This is a genomic window from uncultured Acetobacteroides sp. (assembly GCF_963667355.2).
Classification (GTDB): domain Bacteria; phylum Bacteroidota; class Bacteroidia; order Bacteroidales; family ZOR0009; genus Acetobacteroides.
Window position 1 is genome coordinate 1180311 of sequence record NZ_OY763328.2, and the last position, 16871, is coordinate 1197181.

Annotated in this window: 19 protein-coding genes; 15 read left to right on the forward strand and 4 right to left on the reverse strand. The window is 47.8% G+C overall.

Annotation, left to right across the window (positions count from 1 at the left end; genetic code table 11):
- The first annotated feature begins 62 nt into the window (after positions 1–62).
- From lon to ACHZA1_RS04980, 3 genes are all read left to right on the forward strand, one after another.
- Positions 63–2519 carry an endopeptidase La gene (gene lon, locus ACHZA1_RS04970; protein WP_320054130.1) on the forward strand — a complete coding sequence of 819 codons (2457 nt, stop codon included), beginning with the start codon at positions 63–65 and terminating at the stop codon, positions 2517–2519.
- 87 nt (positions 2520–2606) lie between these two features.
- Positions 2607–3086 carry a pantetheine-phosphate adenylyltransferase gene (gene coaD, locus ACHZA1_RS04975; protein ID WP_320054131.1) on the forward strand — a complete coding sequence of 160 codons (480 nt, stop codon included), beginning with the start codon at positions 2607–2609 and terminating at the stop codon, positions 3084–3086.
- On the forward strand, positions 3086–4492 hold the full coding sequence (locus tag ACHZA1_RS04980) for a TlpA disulfide reductase family protein (RefSeq protein WP_320054132.1): 1407 nt from the start codon (positions 3086–3088) through the stop codon (positions 4490–4492). The genes coaD and ACHZA1_RS04980 overlap by 1 nt, the downstream gene beginning before the upstream one ends.
- 71 nt (positions 4493–4563) lie before the next feature.
- Here ACHZA1_RS04980 and ACHZA1_RS04985 read toward each other — a convergent pair whose 3' ends face one another.
- Positions 4564–5181, reverse strand: coding sequence for an NUDIX domain-containing protein (locus ACHZA1_RS04985; protein WP_320054133.1), 618 nt, complete (start codon positions 5179–5181; stop codon positions 4564–4566).
- A gap of 1 nt (position 5182) precedes the next feature.
- Here ACHZA1_RS04985 and pyrE point away from each other — a divergent pair, with 1 nt between their 5' ends.
- Positions 5183–5815: an orotate phosphoribosyltransferase gene (pyrE, locus tag ACHZA1_RS04990; protein ID WP_320054134.1), complete on the forward strand. Its 633-nt coding sequence runs from the start codon at positions 5183–5185 to the stop codon at positions 5813–5815.
- Between the two features lie 6 nt (positions 5816–5821).
- A complete protein-coding gene (locus tag ACHZA1_RS04995) occupies positions 5822–6235 on the forward strand; it encodes a polyketide cyclase (RefSeq protein ID WP_320054135.1) in 414 nt (137 codons plus the stop codon).
- 81 nt (positions 6236–6316) lie between these two features.
- Here the strand turns inward: ACHZA1_RS04995 and ACHZA1_RS05000 are convergent, their stop codons facing one another.
- Positions 6317–6484 (reverse strand): hypothetical protein, encoded by a 168-nt coding sequence (locus ACHZA1_RS05000; RefSeq protein WP_320054136.1) that lies wholly within the window; start codon positions 6482–6484, stop codon positions 6317–6319.
- 76 nt (positions 6485–6560) lie between these two features.
- Complete coding sequence (locus tag ACHZA1_RS05005; protein ID WP_320054137.1) at positions 6561–7328, reverse strand: biotin--[acetyl-CoA-carboxylase] ligase; 768 nt, start codon at positions 7326–7328, stop codon at positions 6561–6563.
- 153 nt (positions 7329–7481) lie between these two features.
- Here ACHZA1_RS05005 and rsfS point away from each other — a divergent pair, with 153 nt between their 5' ends.
- The 8 genes from rsfS to ACHZA1_RS05045 all read left to right on the forward strand — a co-directional run bounded on the left by rsfS (position 7482) and on the right by ACHZA1_RS05045 (position 14329).
- Positions 7482–7853 carry a ribosome silencing factor gene (gene rsfS / locus ACHZA1_RS05010; RefSeq protein ID WP_320054138.1) on the forward strand — a complete coding sequence of 124 codons (372 nt, stop codon included), beginning with the start codon at positions 7482–7484 and terminating at the stop codon, positions 7851–7853.
- Positions 7854–7953: 100 nt separating this feature from the next.
- Positions 7954–9993, forward strand: coding sequence for an ATP-dependent zinc metalloprotease FtsH (gene ftsH / locus ACHZA1_RS05015; RefSeq protein WP_320054891.1), 2040 nt, complete (start codon positions 7954–7956; stop codon positions 9991–9993).
- Between the two features lie 82 nt (positions 9994–10075).
- On the forward strand, positions 10076–10948 hold the full coding sequence (locus ACHZA1_RS05020; RefSeq protein ID WP_320054139.1) for a phosphatidate cytidylyltransferase: 873 nt from the start codon (positions 10076–10078) through the stop codon (positions 10946–10948).
- Positions 10949–10967: 19 nt separating this feature from the next.
- Complete coding sequence (locus tag ACHZA1_RS05025) at positions 10968–11618, forward strand: phosphatidylserine decarboxylase family protein (RefSeq protein WP_320054140.1); 651 nt, start codon at positions 10968–10970, stop codon at positions 11616–11618.
- 112 nt (positions 11619–11730) lie between these two features.
- On the forward strand, positions 11731–12831 hold the full coding sequence (locus tag ACHZA1_RS05030; RefSeq protein WP_320054141.1) for an AI-2E family transporter: 1101 nt from the start codon (positions 11731–11733) through the stop codon (positions 12829–12831).
- Positions 12832–12849: 18 nt separating this feature from the next.
- Positions 12850–13194: a gliding motility-associated C-terminal domain-containing protein gene (locus ACHZA1_RS05035; protein WP_320054142.1), complete on the forward strand. Its 345-nt coding sequence runs from the start codon at positions 12850–12852 to the stop codon at positions 13192–13194.
- 13 nt (positions 13195–13207) lie between these two features.
- A complete protein-coding gene (locus ACHZA1_RS05040; protein WP_320054143.1) occupies positions 13208–13747 on the forward strand; it encodes an O-acetyl-ADP-ribose deacetylase in 540 nt (179 codons plus the stop codon).
- A gap of 51 nt (positions 13748–13798) precedes the next feature.
- Positions 13799–14329, forward strand: a complete 531-nt coding sequence (locus ACHZA1_RS05045; protein WP_320054144.1) for a methylated-DNA--[protein]-cysteine S-methyltransferase — start codon at positions 13799–13801, stop codon at positions 14327–14329.
- A 174-nt stretch (positions 14330–14503) separates the two neighbouring features.
- Here the strand turns inward: ACHZA1_RS05045 and ACHZA1_RS05050 are convergent, their stop codons facing one another.
- Positions 14504–14824, reverse strand: a complete 321-nt coding sequence (locus tag ACHZA1_RS05050; protein ID WP_320054145.1) for a hypothetical protein — start codon at positions 14822–14824, stop codon at positions 14504–14506.
- A gap of 252 nt (positions 14825–15076) precedes the next feature.
- Here ACHZA1_RS05050 and ACHZA1_RS05055 point away from each other — a divergent pair, with 252 nt between their 5' ends.
- Positions 15077–15301 carry a DUF4492 domain-containing protein gene (locus tag ACHZA1_RS05055; RefSeq protein ID WP_320054146.1) on the forward strand — a complete coding sequence of 75 codons (225 nt, stop codon included), beginning with the start codon at positions 15077–15079 and terminating at the stop codon, positions 15299–15301.
- Positions 15302–15308: 7 nt separating this feature from the next.
- Positions 15309–16868, forward strand: coding sequence for a cytochrome ubiquinol oxidase subunit I (locus ACHZA1_RS05060; protein WP_320054147.1), 1560 nt, complete (start codon positions 15309–15311; stop codon positions 16866–16868).
- Positions 16869–16871: the final 3 nt, after the last annotated feature.

Here is a 16871-nt window from a genome sequence, read left to right on the forward strand (position 1 = left end):
TCCGTATAAAAGAACAAGAAAGCAACCCGCTGACAAATTGTCGGTAGCCGAATAAAATTTGTATGAGTAACAAATCAGATATATCGCTCCAAAATATTTTAATTTCGAGCGCATCAGAGGACAACAACGAGTTTATCCCATTTATCGCCAACGATAGCGAAATGCAGATAGACAGTTCCGAGATTCCAGACCCGCTACCAATTCTAGCGCTAAGGAATGCCGTGCTATTCCCAGGCGTAGTTATTCCTATCAGCGTAGGTCGCGAGAAATCGCTTAAGCTAGTTCGCGAACAACATGCTAAGGACAAAATTATTGGCGCCGTTTCTCAAATCGATTCGAAGATTGAAGATCCAAGCCAAGAGGACCTATACAAGATAGGCACAATCGGTCAAATTCTGAAGATTCTGGAAATGCCGGACGGTAGTACTACCGTTATTCTTCAAGGAATTAAAAGATTCGAACTAAACCAAATTGTAGAAACGGATCCTTACCTAAAAGGTCAAATAACGGAACTTGAAGATGCAACTCCGCTGGAGCCACATCACGACTACGATGCGATTGTAAGTTCGGTAAAAGATCTTGCGCTAAAGATCATCAAACTATCGCCGAACATTCCAAACGAGGCTTCGTTTGCCATCAGGAATATCGACAACCCAACGTTCCTTGTCAACTTTATCTGCTCCAACTCCGACATCACAAACGACGAGAAGCAGAAGTTGCTTGACATCTTTTCGCTAAAGGAGCGTGCGCTTGCTTTGCTTCAGTATCTCACGAAGGAGATGAAGTTAATCGAACTTAAGAACGATATCCAGGCAAAGGTAAAGTTCGACCTCGACCAACAACAGCGAGAGTACTACCTTCATCAGCAGATGAAAACCATCCAAGATGAGCTTGGTGGCAATCCAAACGAGCAGGAAATTGAGGAATTAAGGGCAGCTGCGTCTGAAAAGAAGTGGAACAACGACACGCAAGCATTCTTCGAAAAGGAGCTTTCTAAACTCGAAAGAATGAATCCTGCCGTTGCTGAGTATTCCATTCAACTGAACTACCTACAGCTGTTGCTCGAACTTCCATGGAACGAATTCTCGAAAGACAATTTCGATCTTAAAAGAGCAAAAAAGATACTCGATGAAGATCACTTTGGTCTTGATCAGGTAAAGGAACGCATCTTAGAGCACCTTGCCGTTTTGAAGCTAAAGAAAGATCTAAAATCGCCGATACTATGCCTTTACGGCCCTCCCGGAGTTGGAAAAACATCGCTGGGTAAATCTATTGCCAAAGCACTTGGCCGCGAATACGGACGCATCTCGCTTGGCGGCCTGCACGATGAGGCAGAGATCCGCGGACACCGCAAGACCTACATTGGGGCAATGCCCGGACGCATCATCCAAACCATAAAGAAGTCGAAGTATGCCAATCCTGTCATCATCCTCGATGAAATTGACAAAATTGGCAAAGACTTTCAGGGAGACCCCGCATCGGCGCTTCTGGAGGTGCTCGATCCGGAACAAAACTTTGCCTTCCACGACAACTACCTAGACCTCGACTTTGACCTGTCTAAGGTGCTGTTTATAACTACAGCCAACAACATCGGCACCATTGCCCCTGCGCTACGCGACAGAATGGAGATGATTGAGGTTAGCGGCTACCTTGCCGAGGAAAAGTACGAGATTGCCAAGCAGCACCTTGTTCCCCGACAGCTGGAAGCGCATGGCGTGGATAAGGCGCAAGCCAAATTTCCCAAGAAGGTTTTGGAACTCATCATCGACGAGTACACCCGCGAATCGGGAGTTCGAACCCTCGACAAAGTTATAGCCAAGGTAGTTCGCAATGTTGCCAAGCACATCGCCTTCGAGGAGGAGTACACTCCTACCCTTTCGGTGGAGGACATCCGCAAGATACTTGGTGCACCTAGGTTTGTTAAGGACCTCTACCAAGGTAACGAGTTTGCGGGCGTGGTTACAGGCCTTGCGTGGACCGAAGTTGGCGGTGAGATTCTCTTCATCGAAACCAGCCTTAGCCCCGGCAAAGGAAACCTTACCCTTACCGGAAACCTTGGCGATGTGATGAAGGAATCTGCCGTAATTGCCATGGAGTACATCAAGTCGCACAGCGATGAGCTAAACGTCAACCCCGAAATCTTCGAGAAGTGGAACGTACACATCCACGTGCCCGAAGGTGCAATACCTAAAGATGGTCCATCGGCAGGCATTACCATGACTGTTGCCCTTACATCTGCATTCACCCAGCAAAAGGTTCGCAAGTCTACCGCCATGACGGGCGAAATCACCCTTAGGGGAAAGGTTATTGCGGTAGGTGGCATCAAGGAAAAAATTCTTGCCGCTAAGCGTGCCGGAATTACCGACATCATGCTATCGTCCGAAAACCGAAAGGACATCGAAGAGATAAAGGATGACTACATCAAGGGGCTAACGTTCCACTTTGTGGAAACCATCGACGAGGCGCTAGCCTTCGCGCTCCTCGACGAAAAGGTAAAAAAGCCCAAGAAGCTCGTATAACCTGCCATAGCAAAGAAGATAAAAATGTAAAAGTTCGAAGAAATCCTTCGAACTTTTTACATTTGCACCTCACTCACCGTTATCCTAATGATGGAAAGAATTGCCGTTTTCCCGGGTTCGTTCGACCCCTTTACCGTGGGCCACGAGTCTATTGTACTACGTGGATTAGACCTATTCGACCGGATTATTGTTGCCATTGGCCAGAACACCACCAAGCACAACCGCTTTAGCGTAGAGCAGCGCATCCGCATGGTGCAGGAGATTTTCGCCAATGAGCCCCGCGTAGAGGTTGCTGCCTTCGAAGGGCTAACCGTTGACTTTTGCCGCTCTATCAACGCAACGTTTATCCTTAGAGGGCTAAGAACATCTGCCGATTTCGAGTTCGAGCGTGCCATAGGGCAGATGAACAAGATGATGAACGACAACATCGAAACCGTATTCCTGCTGACCTCGACCAGTCACACGCCCATCAACTCGAGTATCGTTAGGGAAATCATTCAGAATAGCGGCGATGTAACCCCATTCATTCCGAAATCGTTGGATATCCAGAAATACCTTAAAGAGTAATGGCAAAAAAAGTTCTGCTGCTATCGTTAATCCTGCTAGCTGCCCATGTTGGCTACAGCCAAGTGGCGCACATAAAAGGTAACGCCCCATCGTACGCCGGCGATAGCCTAACTTTTCAAACCTACAGCGACCTTATTACCTACAACGAGGAGTACCTCGAAGGGGTACGGGTTGATAAGAACGGAAATTTCAAGGGCGCGCTAAGGGTTGTTGAGCCCACCTTTGTATTCGTAGTCCTCGGCGCCCAAAAGGGCTACTTTTTTGCCGAACCGGGCAAGGAGTACACCCTTATGCTCCCGCCAAAGGTTCCAAAAACCGAGGAGGAACGGCTGAATCCCTTCTTCAAGGAGGAGACCTTCCAGGTTGGAATCAGCGGCTGCCCCCCAACCGACCTCAACTACCTGATCAGCGCCTTTGACGAGAGCTTCAACGAAAAGTTTAACGCCATTGCTGAGGAATCCTTTAAGAACAAGGGGAAGGTAAAGATCGACACATCGGTGTACCGGCTCGACACCATTGGGGGTAAGCAGCACAACGCCTACTTCGAGGCATACAAAAAGTACAGGATGGGGCTCCTGAACCACCTGACCATGGTTTATAAGTCGAAGGGAATTTCGGATAAGTACTTCATGAACCAGCCGATACTCTACAACAACCCTTCGTACATGGAGCTCTTCAACCAGATCTACGATCGGTTCTTCCTCTTCCACAACGGCCCATCAAAAGGCGACAACGTCGGTGCCAGCATTGGTGCGGCAAGCCTTTCGAGGCTAAAAAAGGTGCTCTCGAAGGATAGCGTACTCAAGAACGACCAGCTACTGGAGCTGGTCATGCTCAAGGGCATCTACGACGGCTTCTACGAGGACAACTTCTCCCGGAAAAGCCTGCTGGTGCTGCTCGACTCGCTCTACTTCACCACGGCCATCCCCGAGCATAAGGCAATTGCCACCAACATAAGAGAAAAAGTAATCCGGCTGCTCCCCGGCTACTTCCCTCCCGAAATTAAGCTATACGACATCAAGGGCAACCTGGTAACGCTCGAGCAATTTAGGGGAAAGTTCGTCTACCTCAACTTCTGCTCGGTAAACAGCTACACCTGCCTGCAAGACTTTGCCCTGCTCGAGCAGATCTACAAGAAGTACGGCTCGAAGGTGGAGATCGTATCCATATCCACCGACTCCGACATCCAGGACCTACGGCACTTCCTGTCGAAGAAGCCCTACAAGTGGACCTTTCTCCACTACGGAAAGGAGCCCAACATCATCAAACAGTACGACGTTAGGGCCTACCCCACCTACTTCCTGATTAACCCCAAGGGAACCATGGAGCTCTCGCCAGCGCCAAACCCTCACGAGAAACTGGAGGTTACGCTCTTCAACCAGCTGCGGGGCTGGGACATGATGTAGGAAAGGAGCTAAACGAATAAGAAAAGCGCAGGCGGAGTGCCTGCGCTTTTCTTTTATTCCATCATTTCGCTCTAAAACCCTTCCTCAGCGCTACGGAAAACCTCCCGTATCGTTTGGTAGGTATTTTCGAGGCATGCTGCCAAATCGGCAGGCGCCACCCAGCGGGCGTCAGTAATTGCCTCCTCGGTTTGGGGGGTTAGCGCGCCACTGCCATCGTGGCGCATCCGGTACCAGTGCGTAGTTTTAAACATGCGCTTGCCGTACATCGTGTAAACGTGGTACGTCTTGCACAGCCTCGCGTCAACCGTAAGATCGGCAATGCCACACTCCTCCTCCACCTCGCGAACGGCGGCCTCCTCAACCTCCTCGCCGCGCTCCACCTTACCCTTGGGCAAATCCCACCTATCGAAGCGGTAGATCATCAGCACCTCGCCGCGCGGATTTTCCACCAGGCCACCCGCCGCCTCGATGGCGGAAAAGCAGGCGCGCACCGCCTTAAAGATCGCCTTCTTATCCGCCCCCTTCAGGATTAGCCCCGCGATGGAAGGCGTATCATCAAAGTATTTTACAAGATTTGGAATATCTTTGCAGTCGGTTACAAGGATTTGCTCCATCCCCTCAGCGGTGCTAACGTCATGGTTCAATCCGGCAACCCCGATAAACCGATCGTTAAAATAAATTTTCTTCATAATGACTAGCGTTGAAAAAGCAATAGCACAAAGCTTGCTCAAGATTAAGGCCGTTAAGCTGAGCCCCAGCGAGCCCTTCACCTGGGCATCGGGCTGGCACTCGCCCATCTACTGCGACAACCGGGTAACCCTTTCGTACCCCGAAATCCGCCGACAAATTTACCAATCTTTTGCTCAGCTTATCGCCGAAAAGTATCCCGAAGCCGAGCTGATTGCCGGCGTGGCCACCGGAGCCATCGCCCACGGCGTGCTGGTAGCCGAGGAGATGCAGAAGCCGTTCATCTACGTGCGCTCGGCGCCAAAGGGGCACGGGCTGGGCAACCAGATTGAGGGCCAGTACGCCAAAGGCCAAAAGGTGGTGGTGGTCGAAGACCTCATCTCCACCGGCGGCAGCAGCCTTAGCGCTGTCGAGGCGCTTCGCCAGGCAGGCGTAGAGGTGCTCGGCATGGTGGCCATCTTCACCTACGGCTTTAAGACCGCCGAAGACAACTTCGCCAACGCCAGCGTAAAGATCGATACGCTTAGCAGCTACAACGCGCTCATCGAGTCGGCCCTCGAGTCGGGCTACGTAAAGGAAGATCAGCTGAACGATTTAAAGGAGTGGCGCATCGCCCCCGACAAGTGGAGAAAGTAGAGAATCATGACAGAAATAGAAAGCAAAGTAGTCGCCATCCGCAACAGCGCCGAGTCCGTGTTCACCGCGCTCTCGGATTTCCGCAACTTCAACGGGATGGTAAACATGGTGCCCGACGGGCAGCTCACCGACTGGCAGGCCGACGAAAACACCTGCCACTTTAAGGTAAAAGGCTTCGACATCGGCCTCAAGTTCGTCGACAAGGAACCCCACAAAACCCTCAAGCTTACCGGCGACGGCAAAATCCCCTTCGAGTTTTTATTCTGGATACAGCTCAAGGAGGTAGCCCCCTACGACGTTCGCATGAAGCTAACCCTCCATGCCGACCTCAACATGATGATGAAGATGATGCTCAAGGGCAAGCTCCAAGGCGGCATCGACCAGATGGCCGACCAAATCGCCAAGGCCTTCAGCCGGTAGCGCTGATGTAGGTCGAGCACAGCACCATATGCTAGCATAAAAAAGGAGGCAATCAGACGGTTGCCTCCTTTTTCGCATATCCTATTCGAGTACGCCATCAATTCTACCGATGTCGCTGGTAATTCTACCAATGTCGCTGGTAATTCTACCAATGTCGCCAGCTATTTTACCCATGTTGCCACCTATTCTACCGATGTCGCTGGCAATTCTACCCATGTTGCTGGTCATTCTACCAATGTTGCTAGCCATTCTACCGATGTCGCTACCGATTCTACCGATGTTGCTACCAATTCTACCAATGTCGCTAGCAATTCTACCGATGTCGCTAGATAATAAACGCCACCTCCTTAAATGCAAACGAGCGAAGCGCCCCCCTCTCATCCTCCAGCACCAGCTCGCCGGTATGCTGAATCTCCTTTATAGAGGCCCTGAAGCGCTCGCCATCGGCCATAAACCAGTACACACCCTGACTTCGGTATAGTGCATTAAAGTAGTAGGCATCGATATCGGCCTTTTCGCCATTCCTCAGCTTCGCGTACCAGCCATCGATAGCGCCCAGCACGGCCTGCAGCACCTCGTTGCGGCCCAGCTCGCGACCCAGAATCAGCGCCATCGACGTTGGATTTGGCGCATCGCTGGCAAAAGCCTGCTGGTTAACGTTAAGCCCAATGCCCCAGATGCTATGCGAGAGGCAATTCCCCATCAGGCCATTTTCGATAAGAATGCCGGCCACCTTCAGGTCGCCCACGTAGATATCGTTTGGCCACTTAATCTTTGCTCGAACGCCAAGCTGCTCCAAAGCCTGCACCACCCCGTTGGCCACCACCTTCGAGAGGTAGAAGTGGTCGTACACCTCCACAAAGCCCGGGTACGTAAGAATCGAGAAGGTAAGGTTCTTTCCCTCCTCGCTTTCCCAGAAGTTTCCCCGCTGCCCCCGTCCTTTGGTTTGAAAGTCTACAATATAAGTAGCCCCCTCCGGCTCCTTTCGGGCAAGCGCCAAGGTGGCCTCCGTATTTGTCGACTCCGCAACAGGCTCGTACACGACATTCGACCCGATAACACCACCAATACGATTCGTGAAAGTTTTACTCATACATTACCGTTTGAGGGGCAAAAGTATTAAACTTTATTTTGTTTTTTTTTGTTACTTTGCCCATTAAAGCGGGATTTAGATTGGATTTATTGCGCTTAATATTGGTACAAACAAGTACATTTGCACGCAAACATTATTTAGAACAGCAGCTTAATGGCAAAGCAAACCAGCGTCAAAGATCATACCCAAGAACTAGTTACTGCTATAGTAGAGGCCGCTGACGATAAGAAGGGAGAAAACATCGTAAGCCTCGATTTAAGGAAGCTCGATAATGCCGTCTGCCAATATTTCATAGTATGCAACGCCAACTCTACCACACAGGTAGGAGCCATTGCCGACGGTGTGCATGACAAAGTGCTGGAAAAAACAGGCGAAAAACCATGGCACAGCGAAGGGTACGATAATTGCCTTTGGGTATTACTCGACTACGGAGATGTCGTGCTGCACGTATTTCAAACCGAACAAAGGGACTTTTACAAGTTGGAAGATCTTTGGGCCGATGCAAAAAGAGTAAAACATGGATAGACAGAAAAAAACACCATACACGAACAAAAGCATAGCGAAGGTTTTGCTACCCATCAGTAGCCGCATAAAGGCCTTTTTCAATATCGACGGAAAAAACGACATGGACAACAATAACAAACAAGGAGGGGGCAGCAAGTTTCCTCAACCTAAATTTAGCATATACTGGATTTATGCTATCGTGGCCCTTGCCATCATAGGCCTAAACTTTTTCTACAGCGGCGGATCGCCAGTTGAGACAAACCTGCAAAAAGTAAAAACCCAAATGCTCCCCAAAGGAGACGTTGAACGCTTAGATATCGTTAGCAACGATAGGCGCGTAGACGTTTACATAAAAAAGGATAGGGTTAAAAACTACAAGAAAGACTTTGAGAACAGTTTCAGCTCGCCATCAAAGAATGGTCCTCAGTTCTACTTCTCCATCGGATCGCCCGACGAGTTCCAAAAAAACATCGAAGATTACCAGAGAACACTTCCAGCAGGAAGTCAAGCCACCATTACCTTTAACAACAAGAAGGATTGGACTGGCGACATATTCACCTTCCTACTGTATACCGCACTAATCATTGGATTTTGGGTATTCATCATCCGACGCATGTCTAAAGGAGCAGGCGGCGGAGGCGGCGGCAACATCTTTAACGTTGGCAAGTCTAAGGCGCAGCTGTTCGATAAGGAAAACCACGTAAGGGTTAACTTCAACGACGTTGCTGGACTCGACGAGGCCAAAGTTGAAGTAATGGAGATTGTTGATTTCCTAAAGAACCCACAAAAATACACCGAACTAGGAGGTAAAATACCCAAAGGAGCTCTCCTCGTAGGCCCTCCAGGAACCGGAAAAACATTGCTCGCAAAGGCAGTTGCTGGCGAAGCCAACGTTCCCTTTTTCTCCCTCTCGGGATCTGACTTTGTAGAGATGTTTGTCGGCGTAGGCGCATCGCGCGTACGCGACCTCTTCAAGCAGGCAAAGGAAAAAGCACCATGTATCGTATTTATTGATGAGATCGATGCGATTGGCCGTGCCAGAGGCAAAAACGCCAACTTCTCGGGCAACGACGAACGCGAGAACACCCTCAACCAGCTGCTAACCGAGATGGATGGCTTTGGCACCAACGTAGGAGTAATCATCCTCGCAGCAACCAACCGTGCCGATATTCTCGACCGGGCACTACTTCGCGCCGGACGTTTTGACCGACAAATCTACGTTGAGCTCCCCGACCTAAACGGACGTGCTGAAATATTCAAGGTTCACCTCCGTCCACTAAAGTTAGCCCCAGAACTCGAAACAAGTTTCCTTGCCAAGCAAACCCCAGGGTTCTCGGGTGCCGACATTGCCAACGTATGTAACGAAGCAGCCCTTGTTGCAGCCCGCAAGGATAAGAAACAGGTAGAGAGACAGGATTTCCTTGATGCCATAGACCGTATCATTGGAGGCCTTGAAAAGAAAAACAAGATAATATCTCTCGACGAAAAGAAAACCATAGCCTACCACGAGGGCGGACACGCTACCGTTTCGTGGTTACTTGAATATGCCAATCCGCTTCTTAAAGTAACCATCGTTCCTCGTGGACGAGCACTTGGCGCAGCATGGTATCTCCCCGAAGAAAGACAAATAACCACCCGCGAACAGTTAATGGACGAGTTAGCAGCAACATTGGGCGGACGTGCCTCCGAGGAAATTGTATTTGGAAAAATCTCAACTGGCGCACTTAACGATCTCGAGAGAGTAACCAAGCAAGCCTATGCCATGGTATCGTACTACGGCATGAACAAGGAACTTGGAAACCTCAGTTTCTACGACTCAACAGGTCAAAACGAATACATGTTTGGCAAGCCATATAGCGAAAAGACTGCCGAAACTATCGACTCTGAGGTAAAGAGTATTATTGAGGAAGCCTACCTACGTGCTAAAAGCACCCTAAATGAAAATCGAGAAGGGCTTAATAAGCTTTCTGAACTACTCCTTGAAAAAGAAGTAATCTTCAGCGAAGACTTAGAGGCAATTTTTGGCAAAAGGAAGGGCGCAAAAGAAGAACTTCTAAGCGTAAAACCCGTTGAAGAAGCAAAATCTCTTGGAGAAGCAGCACCTGAAGAGAACAGTGCAGAAGCCGACAGCGAATCTCAAAAGGAAAATTCAAACGAGTAAGCATACCTTTGTTGCAATTATTGCTACAGAGCGATATGCCATAAGGAATATGTAAAACAAGCAAAGAAAACAGCCAAACGTTTTGAAAATTAACAATTTTACAACCAGAGCCCTAAGCGGTGCTATCTTTGTTGCAATTTTAGTATCGGGAATTATTATTGGGTACGAGACCTTCTTGCTCTTAATGCTCATTATTATCGGGCTAACCCTAAACGAGTTTTACATCAACATAAAAAAGGCAGGGATTGCACCCAACTTTTCGTTTGGGCTAATTGCCGGGCTCGGCACCTTCATCTCCTTTTTTGTATTTGCATTTGGAGGATATCAGGATGTCGTTTACCTAGCATTTCCATTGCTCATTTACATCGGGATATTTATTTCCGAATTGTTTAGGGATAAGCCAAACCCCTTTATGAATGTTGCAATGACGCTTCTGGGGGTATTTTACATCGCAATACCCTTCGCCATCCTTAACTTTTTGGTATTTCTCCAGTTCTCGAATCTTGACGGTGTGATTTTCGACTGGTACTATATCCTTGCCCTATTTATTCTAGTATGGACGAACGACACCTTCGCCTACCTAACAGGAATGGCAATAGGAAAGCACAAGTTCTTCGAAAGGATCTCCCCAAAGAAGACCTGGGAAGGAATAATTGGCGGAGTAGTATTTACCTGCCTAATGAGCATAGCTCTTTACTATGCTTACCCACATATTGCACCTCTTGGAAAATTAGGCTTCTCGGGTTTGACCCGTCCAGAATGGATCGGACTTGCGATAGTTGTTTCTATATTTGCAGACCTTGGCGATTTGGTAGAATCGATGCTTAAGCGTAGTCTCGGCATTAAGGATTCTGGTAACATTATCCCCGGACACGGAGGTATGCTCGACCGTTTTGACGCCATACTACTGGCTGCCCCAGCGGCATTTGTTTACTTGATGTTTATTATTGTTTAATCATATTACAGGCACTTACATGCGCATTCACAAAGAAGGACATTCGATGCTAATTAAGACGCTACTGCTGATAGTAGCAGCCTTGGCATTACTAATTGTTTTAACCCCTTCCTACATTTACGGACCTAGTATTGTAGTCTTCGGCTTACTTTACATCTTTCTTCTTCGGTTTTTCCGGTTCCCCAGTCGCCCACAGCTTACGGACGATGGCGTTCTTTATGCACCAGCAGATGGAACGGTTGTTGTTATAGAAAAGACGCACGAAGCAGAGTACTTTAAGGATGAAAGAATTCAGGTTTCTATCTTCATGTCGGTGTGGAATGTGCATATCAACTGGTATCCAATGAAGGGAGTGGTTGAATACTTCAGGCATCACCACGGAAAGTTTATGGTTGCCTGGCATCCAAAGTCGTCAACAGAGAATGAGCGCACCACCGTTGTACTTAACAACGGAACAGATAAAATTCTAGTTCGCCAAATTGCAGGTTTGCTGGCTCGCCGTATTGTATGCTACGCCAAAGAAGGCGAAAGCGTAGCGCAGAATCAGCAAATGGGATTCATCAAGTTTGGTTCGCGCGTTGACATTCTTCTTCCTGTAGGGACTAAAATTGAGGTTGACCTCAACCAAAAGACAACTGGTGGTCAAACGGTTATTGCACGACTAAAGTAGCATTACCAAAAAAATATGGCAAAGAGGGGAGCAGCACTCCCCTCTTTTATGTTTACGCTCACCTATCGAAACTACAGGGGTTAATTCGTATATTCGCCTAAAATTATTATAGATGAACAAGCTTGCCAGATATATTCTAGTTGTAGCCGTTGCCTCAATTATTATATTTCTACTTTGGTACTTTAAATCGATAGTTGCCTACATTCTTATCTCGGCGGTTCTATCAATCATCGGGAAGCCGCTGGTTAAGCTGCAAATGCGGATAAAAATAGGGAAATTCAGGGTTCCCAAATGGCTCTGCGCCGGAACTACCCTTATCCTTATCTGGTTGCTAGTCTTTATTTTCTTTAAAACATTCATTCCCCTTGTCGTAAATGAGGCCAACAAACTGGCAAACGTCAACGTCACCTCGCTGGTAAACGAGTTTTCGCCTACCCTATCGAGCTTTGAGGAGGGATTGTCAAAATATTTACCCGAAGCGAAGAACCTCAACCTAGAGCAATCGCTAACCAGCCAGGTAAAGTCGGTTGTCAGCATCAGCTCCATATCGAGCATCTTTAGCCGGTTTACTGAATTCATCGGAAACCTTTTTATCGCAGCGTTCTCCATCTCCTTTATCACCTTCTTCTTCTTGAAGGACGAAAATCTATTCTTTGAGGCGGTGATACTGGTATTCCCGACGCGGTACGAAGAGAATGTCACCCGCGCCCTCGACGAGATTACGAAGCTGCTAATGCGCTACTTTATCGGTATTTTGTCAGAATCGCTGCTGATAATGATAATGCTGACCTTGGGTCTTCGCATAATTGGTATTCCCTTTAGCCAGGGGTTGGTAATTGGCCTTATTGCCGGTGTTTTAAATGTGGTGCCCTACATTGGCCCTCTTGTTGGGACCTTCGTTGGGGTATTTCTCACCATAACCACCAATATCGACATCCTTACCATGTCACAAATTGTTCATCTGATTATTTACATTATCATTGTTTTCGGGGTTGTTCACCTGATAGACAACATTGTCTTCCAACCGCTGATCTACTCCAATAGCGTAAACGCGCATCCGCTGGAAATATTTTTAGTGATCCTGATTGCAGGAAGCCTTGCCGGAATATTGGGCATGCTGCTCGCCATTCCAACTTATACCGTGCTCCGCGTATTTGCTAAAGAATTTTTCAATAACTTTAGAGTCGTTCAAAAGCTTACCGAAAACATTTAAAACCGAAATAAGGGATTTATGAAAAAGACATTTCTCGCCCTACTACTCAGCGTGATTCTCTTTGCCTGTTCGAAGGAGAAAGAAACAGATCTAAGCATTACCGTATCAAGGGATGCTACAACCCAGCTGTACACTTTTGATCTTTCTGCACTCAACCTCACCAATACCGATTTTGAGCTTAAGATCTTCAGCAAGAGTGGCAGCCCTGTTTTTTCAACAGACTTTACTGGAAAGAAGTATGCCTGGGATGGAAAAACATCGGACGGAAACGCTGTTGCCGATGGCATGTACTCCTACATCATCAAGAATAAGGATAAGACCTTAAACCAGGATGGTTTTTTCTACGTTCTAAGCAAGAAGTAGTATAACCTCTTCCATGGAAAAGAATCTTGCCAACGGACGAATCCTGGTTATTCTTGGAGACATCACCAAAATAGCGGTAGATGCCATTGTTAATGCGGCAAACTCGTCGCTTTTAGGTGGTGGTGGGGTCGATGGGGCGATACATCGTGACGGAGGCCCCTCGATTCTCGAAGAATGCCGGGCAATTGTTGCAGAGCAAGGTTCCTGCAAAACGGGAGAAGCCGTAATCACTACTGGAGGAAGATTACCCTCCAAGTATGTAATCCACACGGTTGGACCTGTATGGAACGGAGGTTCTAAAGACGAACCTCTAAAACTTGCCAGTTGCTACAAGAGTTCGTTGGACCTTGCCGTAGCGCATAGCTGCAAAACCATAGCCTTCCCAAACATTAGCACAGGCATTTATGGCTACCCAAAGGAAAAGGCAGCCATCATTGCGGTACACGAGGTAGCAAAGCATCTTTCCAACAACAAAAGCATAGAGCAAGTGATCTTCGTCTGCTTCGATGAGGAAAGCAAAAGGATATACGACCGCATCCTTGGCACTATGTAGCGTAAAGCAAGCACATCCCACTTCGCATTCCTCCAATCAATCCTTCAACCGATGCCATTTATCGAGATCCAGTACTTTCAAACAGATGTTGGGGAGCTCATTATTGGCTCGTTCAACAATCGGCTTTGCCTTTGCGACTGGAGGTATAGAAGACAGCGAAAGCAAATAGACGATAGGATAGCCAAAGGCTTAGGCGCAAGCTATGCCATCACCGAATCGGAGGTTATTGCCAATACCAAAGCCCAGCTAAATGAATACTTCAGCAAGCAAAGGGAGGAATTCAGCATCCCTCTCCTACTGGTTGGAACCGACTTTCAGAAAAGCGTATGGAGATCGCTGCTCCAAATTCCCCACGGCTCAACAGAAACCTACTTAGACCTTGCTAAAAGAATGGGCAACGAGAAAGCCGTTAGGGCTGTCGCCGCCGCCAACGGTGCAAATGCGCTATCCATCATTATTCCATGCCATAGGGTAGTTGGCGCAAAAGGAGAACTGGTTGGGTATGCGGGAGGCATCGACGCAAAAAGGGCGCTGCTACGCTTGGAGGATTCAAAAGGCACAAGCCAGCTCCAGCTTTTCTAGCATTTACCACGATTAAACAGCAGTTTCTGGCAGCCTATAAGGAGAATTTCCCACGCCTCGCCATAGCAGCGCACATTTTGCCACCTATGGCGAAAGAAAACCTGCCTAAATTCGGAACGAAAGCACGACCCCGCTTCGACTATGCCTTTACGTCCTGCCGCCCAGTGGATAAATTCACGTAGAAAGAGCGTAAATAGCATCGAACACAAATGCATCCGAGCAAAACACACTTGAATTTACATTAGAAAGAATTCCTTCTAGCGAAGGAAGAACTTCATCTCGACCAGAAACTGTTCCTTTTGCAACAAAATGAACCGTTTCTACGCTGTTGTGAGATTGGTTTTCAAAAAAATGATCTCTTTCCACACTAAAAGAGATGCTTTCTGAGCAAGAACAGGTTCTTTCCACAATAAAAAGAACCATTTCTACGCTAGAATAAGATTGGTTTTCACCAAAAAGAATTCTTTCTGCGCCAAAAAGAGGAGTGTTTGCCACAAACTATCCTCTTTCTGCCGTAGAAACAGGCACCCTATGCCCAAATGCCATTTGCACCGCAAAAGAAAGCCACCCATTTCCGGGAATCAGAGGCTGCCACAAGCCAACATTAACCGTAAGCAGAAGTGCCATGAGGAAAAACCTTCACATGCCCCAACATTTTGCTGCAAATATTGCAGCCAACCTACCAGAAAAATGCTTCAGTAGTGCTATATTTAGCCTAACAGAAATTAACACCATAAAAGGAGCGGCATGCCAAACCGAAACATTCTATCAAAAGTCTTCACCTTTTACTACGAAGGTTTTAAAGGGATGGATGTCGGTCGTACGCTCTGGGTAATAATTCTAGTTAAGTTATTCGTAATATTCGCTGTCCTCAAAGTATTCTTCTTCCCGAACATCCTAAAAAAGAATTTCGGCACCGACAGCGAGCGAAGCGAGTACGTAATAGAACAGCTAACCACACCTAAAAAGTAAAATAGCCATGGAGCAAATGGACTTATCTCTTGTTGACTGGTCGCGGGCACAGTTTGCGCTAACTGCAATGTACCACTGGATCTTTGTGCCGTTAACCCTTGGTTTGGCATTTCTGGTTGCCATCATGGAGACCTTTTACGTTAAAACTGGCGACGAATTCTGGAAAAAGACCACCAAGTTTTGGATGACCCTCTTCGGAATCAACTTTGCCATTGGGGTTGCCACAGGCATCATCCTGGAGTTCGAGTTTGGCACCAACTGGTCTAATTACTCCTGGTTTGTTGGCGATATTTTTGGAGCGCCGTTAGCCATCGAGGGCATAATGGCCTTCTTTATTGAGTCGACCTTTATTGCCATCATGTTTTTTGGATGGAACAAGGTGGGCAAAAAGACGCACCTTGCCGCCAGCTGGCTTACCGCCTTTGGCGCAAACCTTTCGGCGCTGTGGATCTTGGTGGCCAACGCCTGGATGCAATACCCCGCAGGAATGCACTTCAATCCAGATACCGCGCGCAACGAGATGGTCAACTTCTGGGATGTTCTTTTTTCGCCGGTTGCCATCAACAAATTCCTGCATACGGTAGCTTCGGGCTACGTTACAGCGGCAGTTTTTGTTTTAGGGGTAAGCTGCTGGTACTTGCTTAAGCGGCGCGAGGTGCTCTTTGCCAAGCGCAGCATTGTTGTGGCATCGGTTTTTGGATTAATATCGTCGTTACTGGTAGGAATAACTGGAGATGGGTCGGCAAAGGAGGTTGCCGAAAAGCAGCCAATGAAACTGGCGGCAATGGAGGGGCTTTACGATGGCAAAACCAATGCTGGTCTTGTTCTGTTTGGCATCCTTAATCCCGAAAAAACCTATGGAGATAAGAAGCCGTCGTTCCTTTTTAAGGTTGAAATGCCATGTGCGCTCTCCATCCTTAGCTTCGGAAGCGCCAACGCCTACGTGCCGGGCATAAACGATATCCTTACCGGAGGCTACATGTACACCAACACCGATGGTAAAAGCGAGATTGCCCAACCTATTGCATCACGAATCGCAAACGGAGAAAAAGCAATCGCCGCATTTGGCAGCTACCGAAAGTCAATTCAGGCAGGTAATCGCACTGAAGCAGCCGCCAGCCTAAAAACACTGGAGGATAATTTTAAGAGCTTCGGCTACGGCTACCTAAAGCATCCCGCCGAAACAGTTCCCAACGTGCCGCTAACCTTTTACGGGTTTCACGTAATGGCGACTCTTGGCTTTTTCTTTATCGCTCTTTTTGTGACATCGCTCATATTGGTATTTAAGGATAGTCTGAACAAGAATAGATGGTTCCTACACCTTTCGCTCTGGAGTATTCCGCTGGTGTACATTGCAGGGCAAGCCGGGTGGGTGGTTGCCGAGGTTGGCCGACAGCCTTGGGTTATTCAGGATATAATGCCAGCAGTAGCGGCGGTATCAAAAATTGGCAGCAGCTCCGTTATGGTAACCTTTGCCATATTCGCCATAACGTTCACCATCCTGCTTATTGCAGAGGTACAGATCATGCTAAAACAAATTAAAAAAGGACCAGAAGGAGGACTTTAAGCC

What these genes read in the sequence shown, in the direction of transcription:
- lon (WP_320054130.1), top strand. Translation starts at nt 63, where the DNA reads ATGAGTAACAAATCAGATATATCGCTCCAAAATATTTTAATTTCGAGC.
- coaD (WP_320054131.1), top strand. Translation starts at nt 2,607, where the DNA reads ATGATGGAAAGAATTGCCGTTTTCCCGGGTTCGTTCGACCCCTTTACC.
- ACHZA1_RS04980 (WP_320054132.1), top strand. Translation starts at nt 3,086, where the DNA reads ATGGCAAAAAAAGTTCTGCTGCTATCGTTAATCCTGCTAGCTGCCCAT.
- ACHZA1_RS04985 (WP_320054133.1), bottom strand. Translation starts at nt 5,181, where the DNA reads ATGAAGAAAATTTATTTTAACGATCGGTTTATCGGGGTTGCCGGATTG.
- pyrE (WP_320054134.1), top strand. Translation starts at nt 5,183, where the DNA reads ATGACTAGCGTTGAAAAAGCAATAGCACAAAGCTTGCTCAAGATTAAG.
- ACHZA1_RS04995 (WP_320054135.1), top strand. Translation starts at nt 5,822, where the DNA reads ATGACAGAAATAGAAAGCAAAGTAGTCGCCATCCGCAACAGCGCCGAG.
- ACHZA1_RS05000 (WP_320054136.1), bottom strand. Translation starts at nt 6,484, where the DNA reads ATGGCTAGCAACATTGGTAGAATGACCAGCAACATGGGTAGAATTGCC.
- ACHZA1_RS05005 (WP_320054137.1), bottom strand. Translation starts at nt 7,328, where the DNA reads ATGAGTAAAACTTTCACGAATCGTATTGGTGGTGTTATCGGGTCGAAT.
- rsfS (WP_320054138.1), top strand. Translation starts at nt 7,482, where the DNA reads ATGGCAAAGCAAACCAGCGTCAAAGATCATACCCAAGAACTAGTTACT.
- ftsH (WP_320054891.1), top strand. Translation starts at nt 7,954, where the DNA reads ATGGACAACAATAACAAACAAGGAGGGGGCAGCAAGTTTCCTCAACCT.
- ACHZA1_RS05025 (WP_320054140.1), top strand. Translation starts at nt 10,968, where the DNA reads ATGCGCATTCACAAAGAAGGACATTCGATGCTAATTAAGACGCTACTG.
- ACHZA1_RS05030 (WP_320054141.1), top strand. Translation starts at nt 11,731, where the DNA reads ATGAACAAGCTTGCCAGATATATTCTAGTTGTAGCCGTTGCCTCAATT.
- ACHZA1_RS05035 (WP_320054142.1), top strand. Translation starts at nt 12,850, where the DNA reads ATGAAAAAGACATTTCTCGCCCTACTACTCAGCGTGATTCTCTTTGCC.
- ACHZA1_RS05040 (WP_320054143.1), top strand. Translation starts at nt 13,208, where the DNA reads ATGGAAAAGAATCTTGCCAACGGACGAATCCTGGTTATTCTTGGAGAC.
- ACHZA1_RS05045 (WP_320054144.1), top strand. Translation starts at nt 13,799, where the DNA reads ATGCCATTTATCGAGATCCAGTACTTTCAAACAGATGTTGGGGAGCTC.
- ACHZA1_RS05055 (WP_320054146.1), top strand. Translation starts at nt 15,077, where the DNA reads ATGCCAAACCGAAACATTCTATCAAAAGTCTTCACCTTTTACTACGAA.
- ACHZA1_RS05060 (WP_320054147.1), top strand. Translation starts at nt 15,309, where the DNA reads ATGGAGCAAATGGACTTATCTCTTGTTGACTGGTCGCGGGCACAGTTT.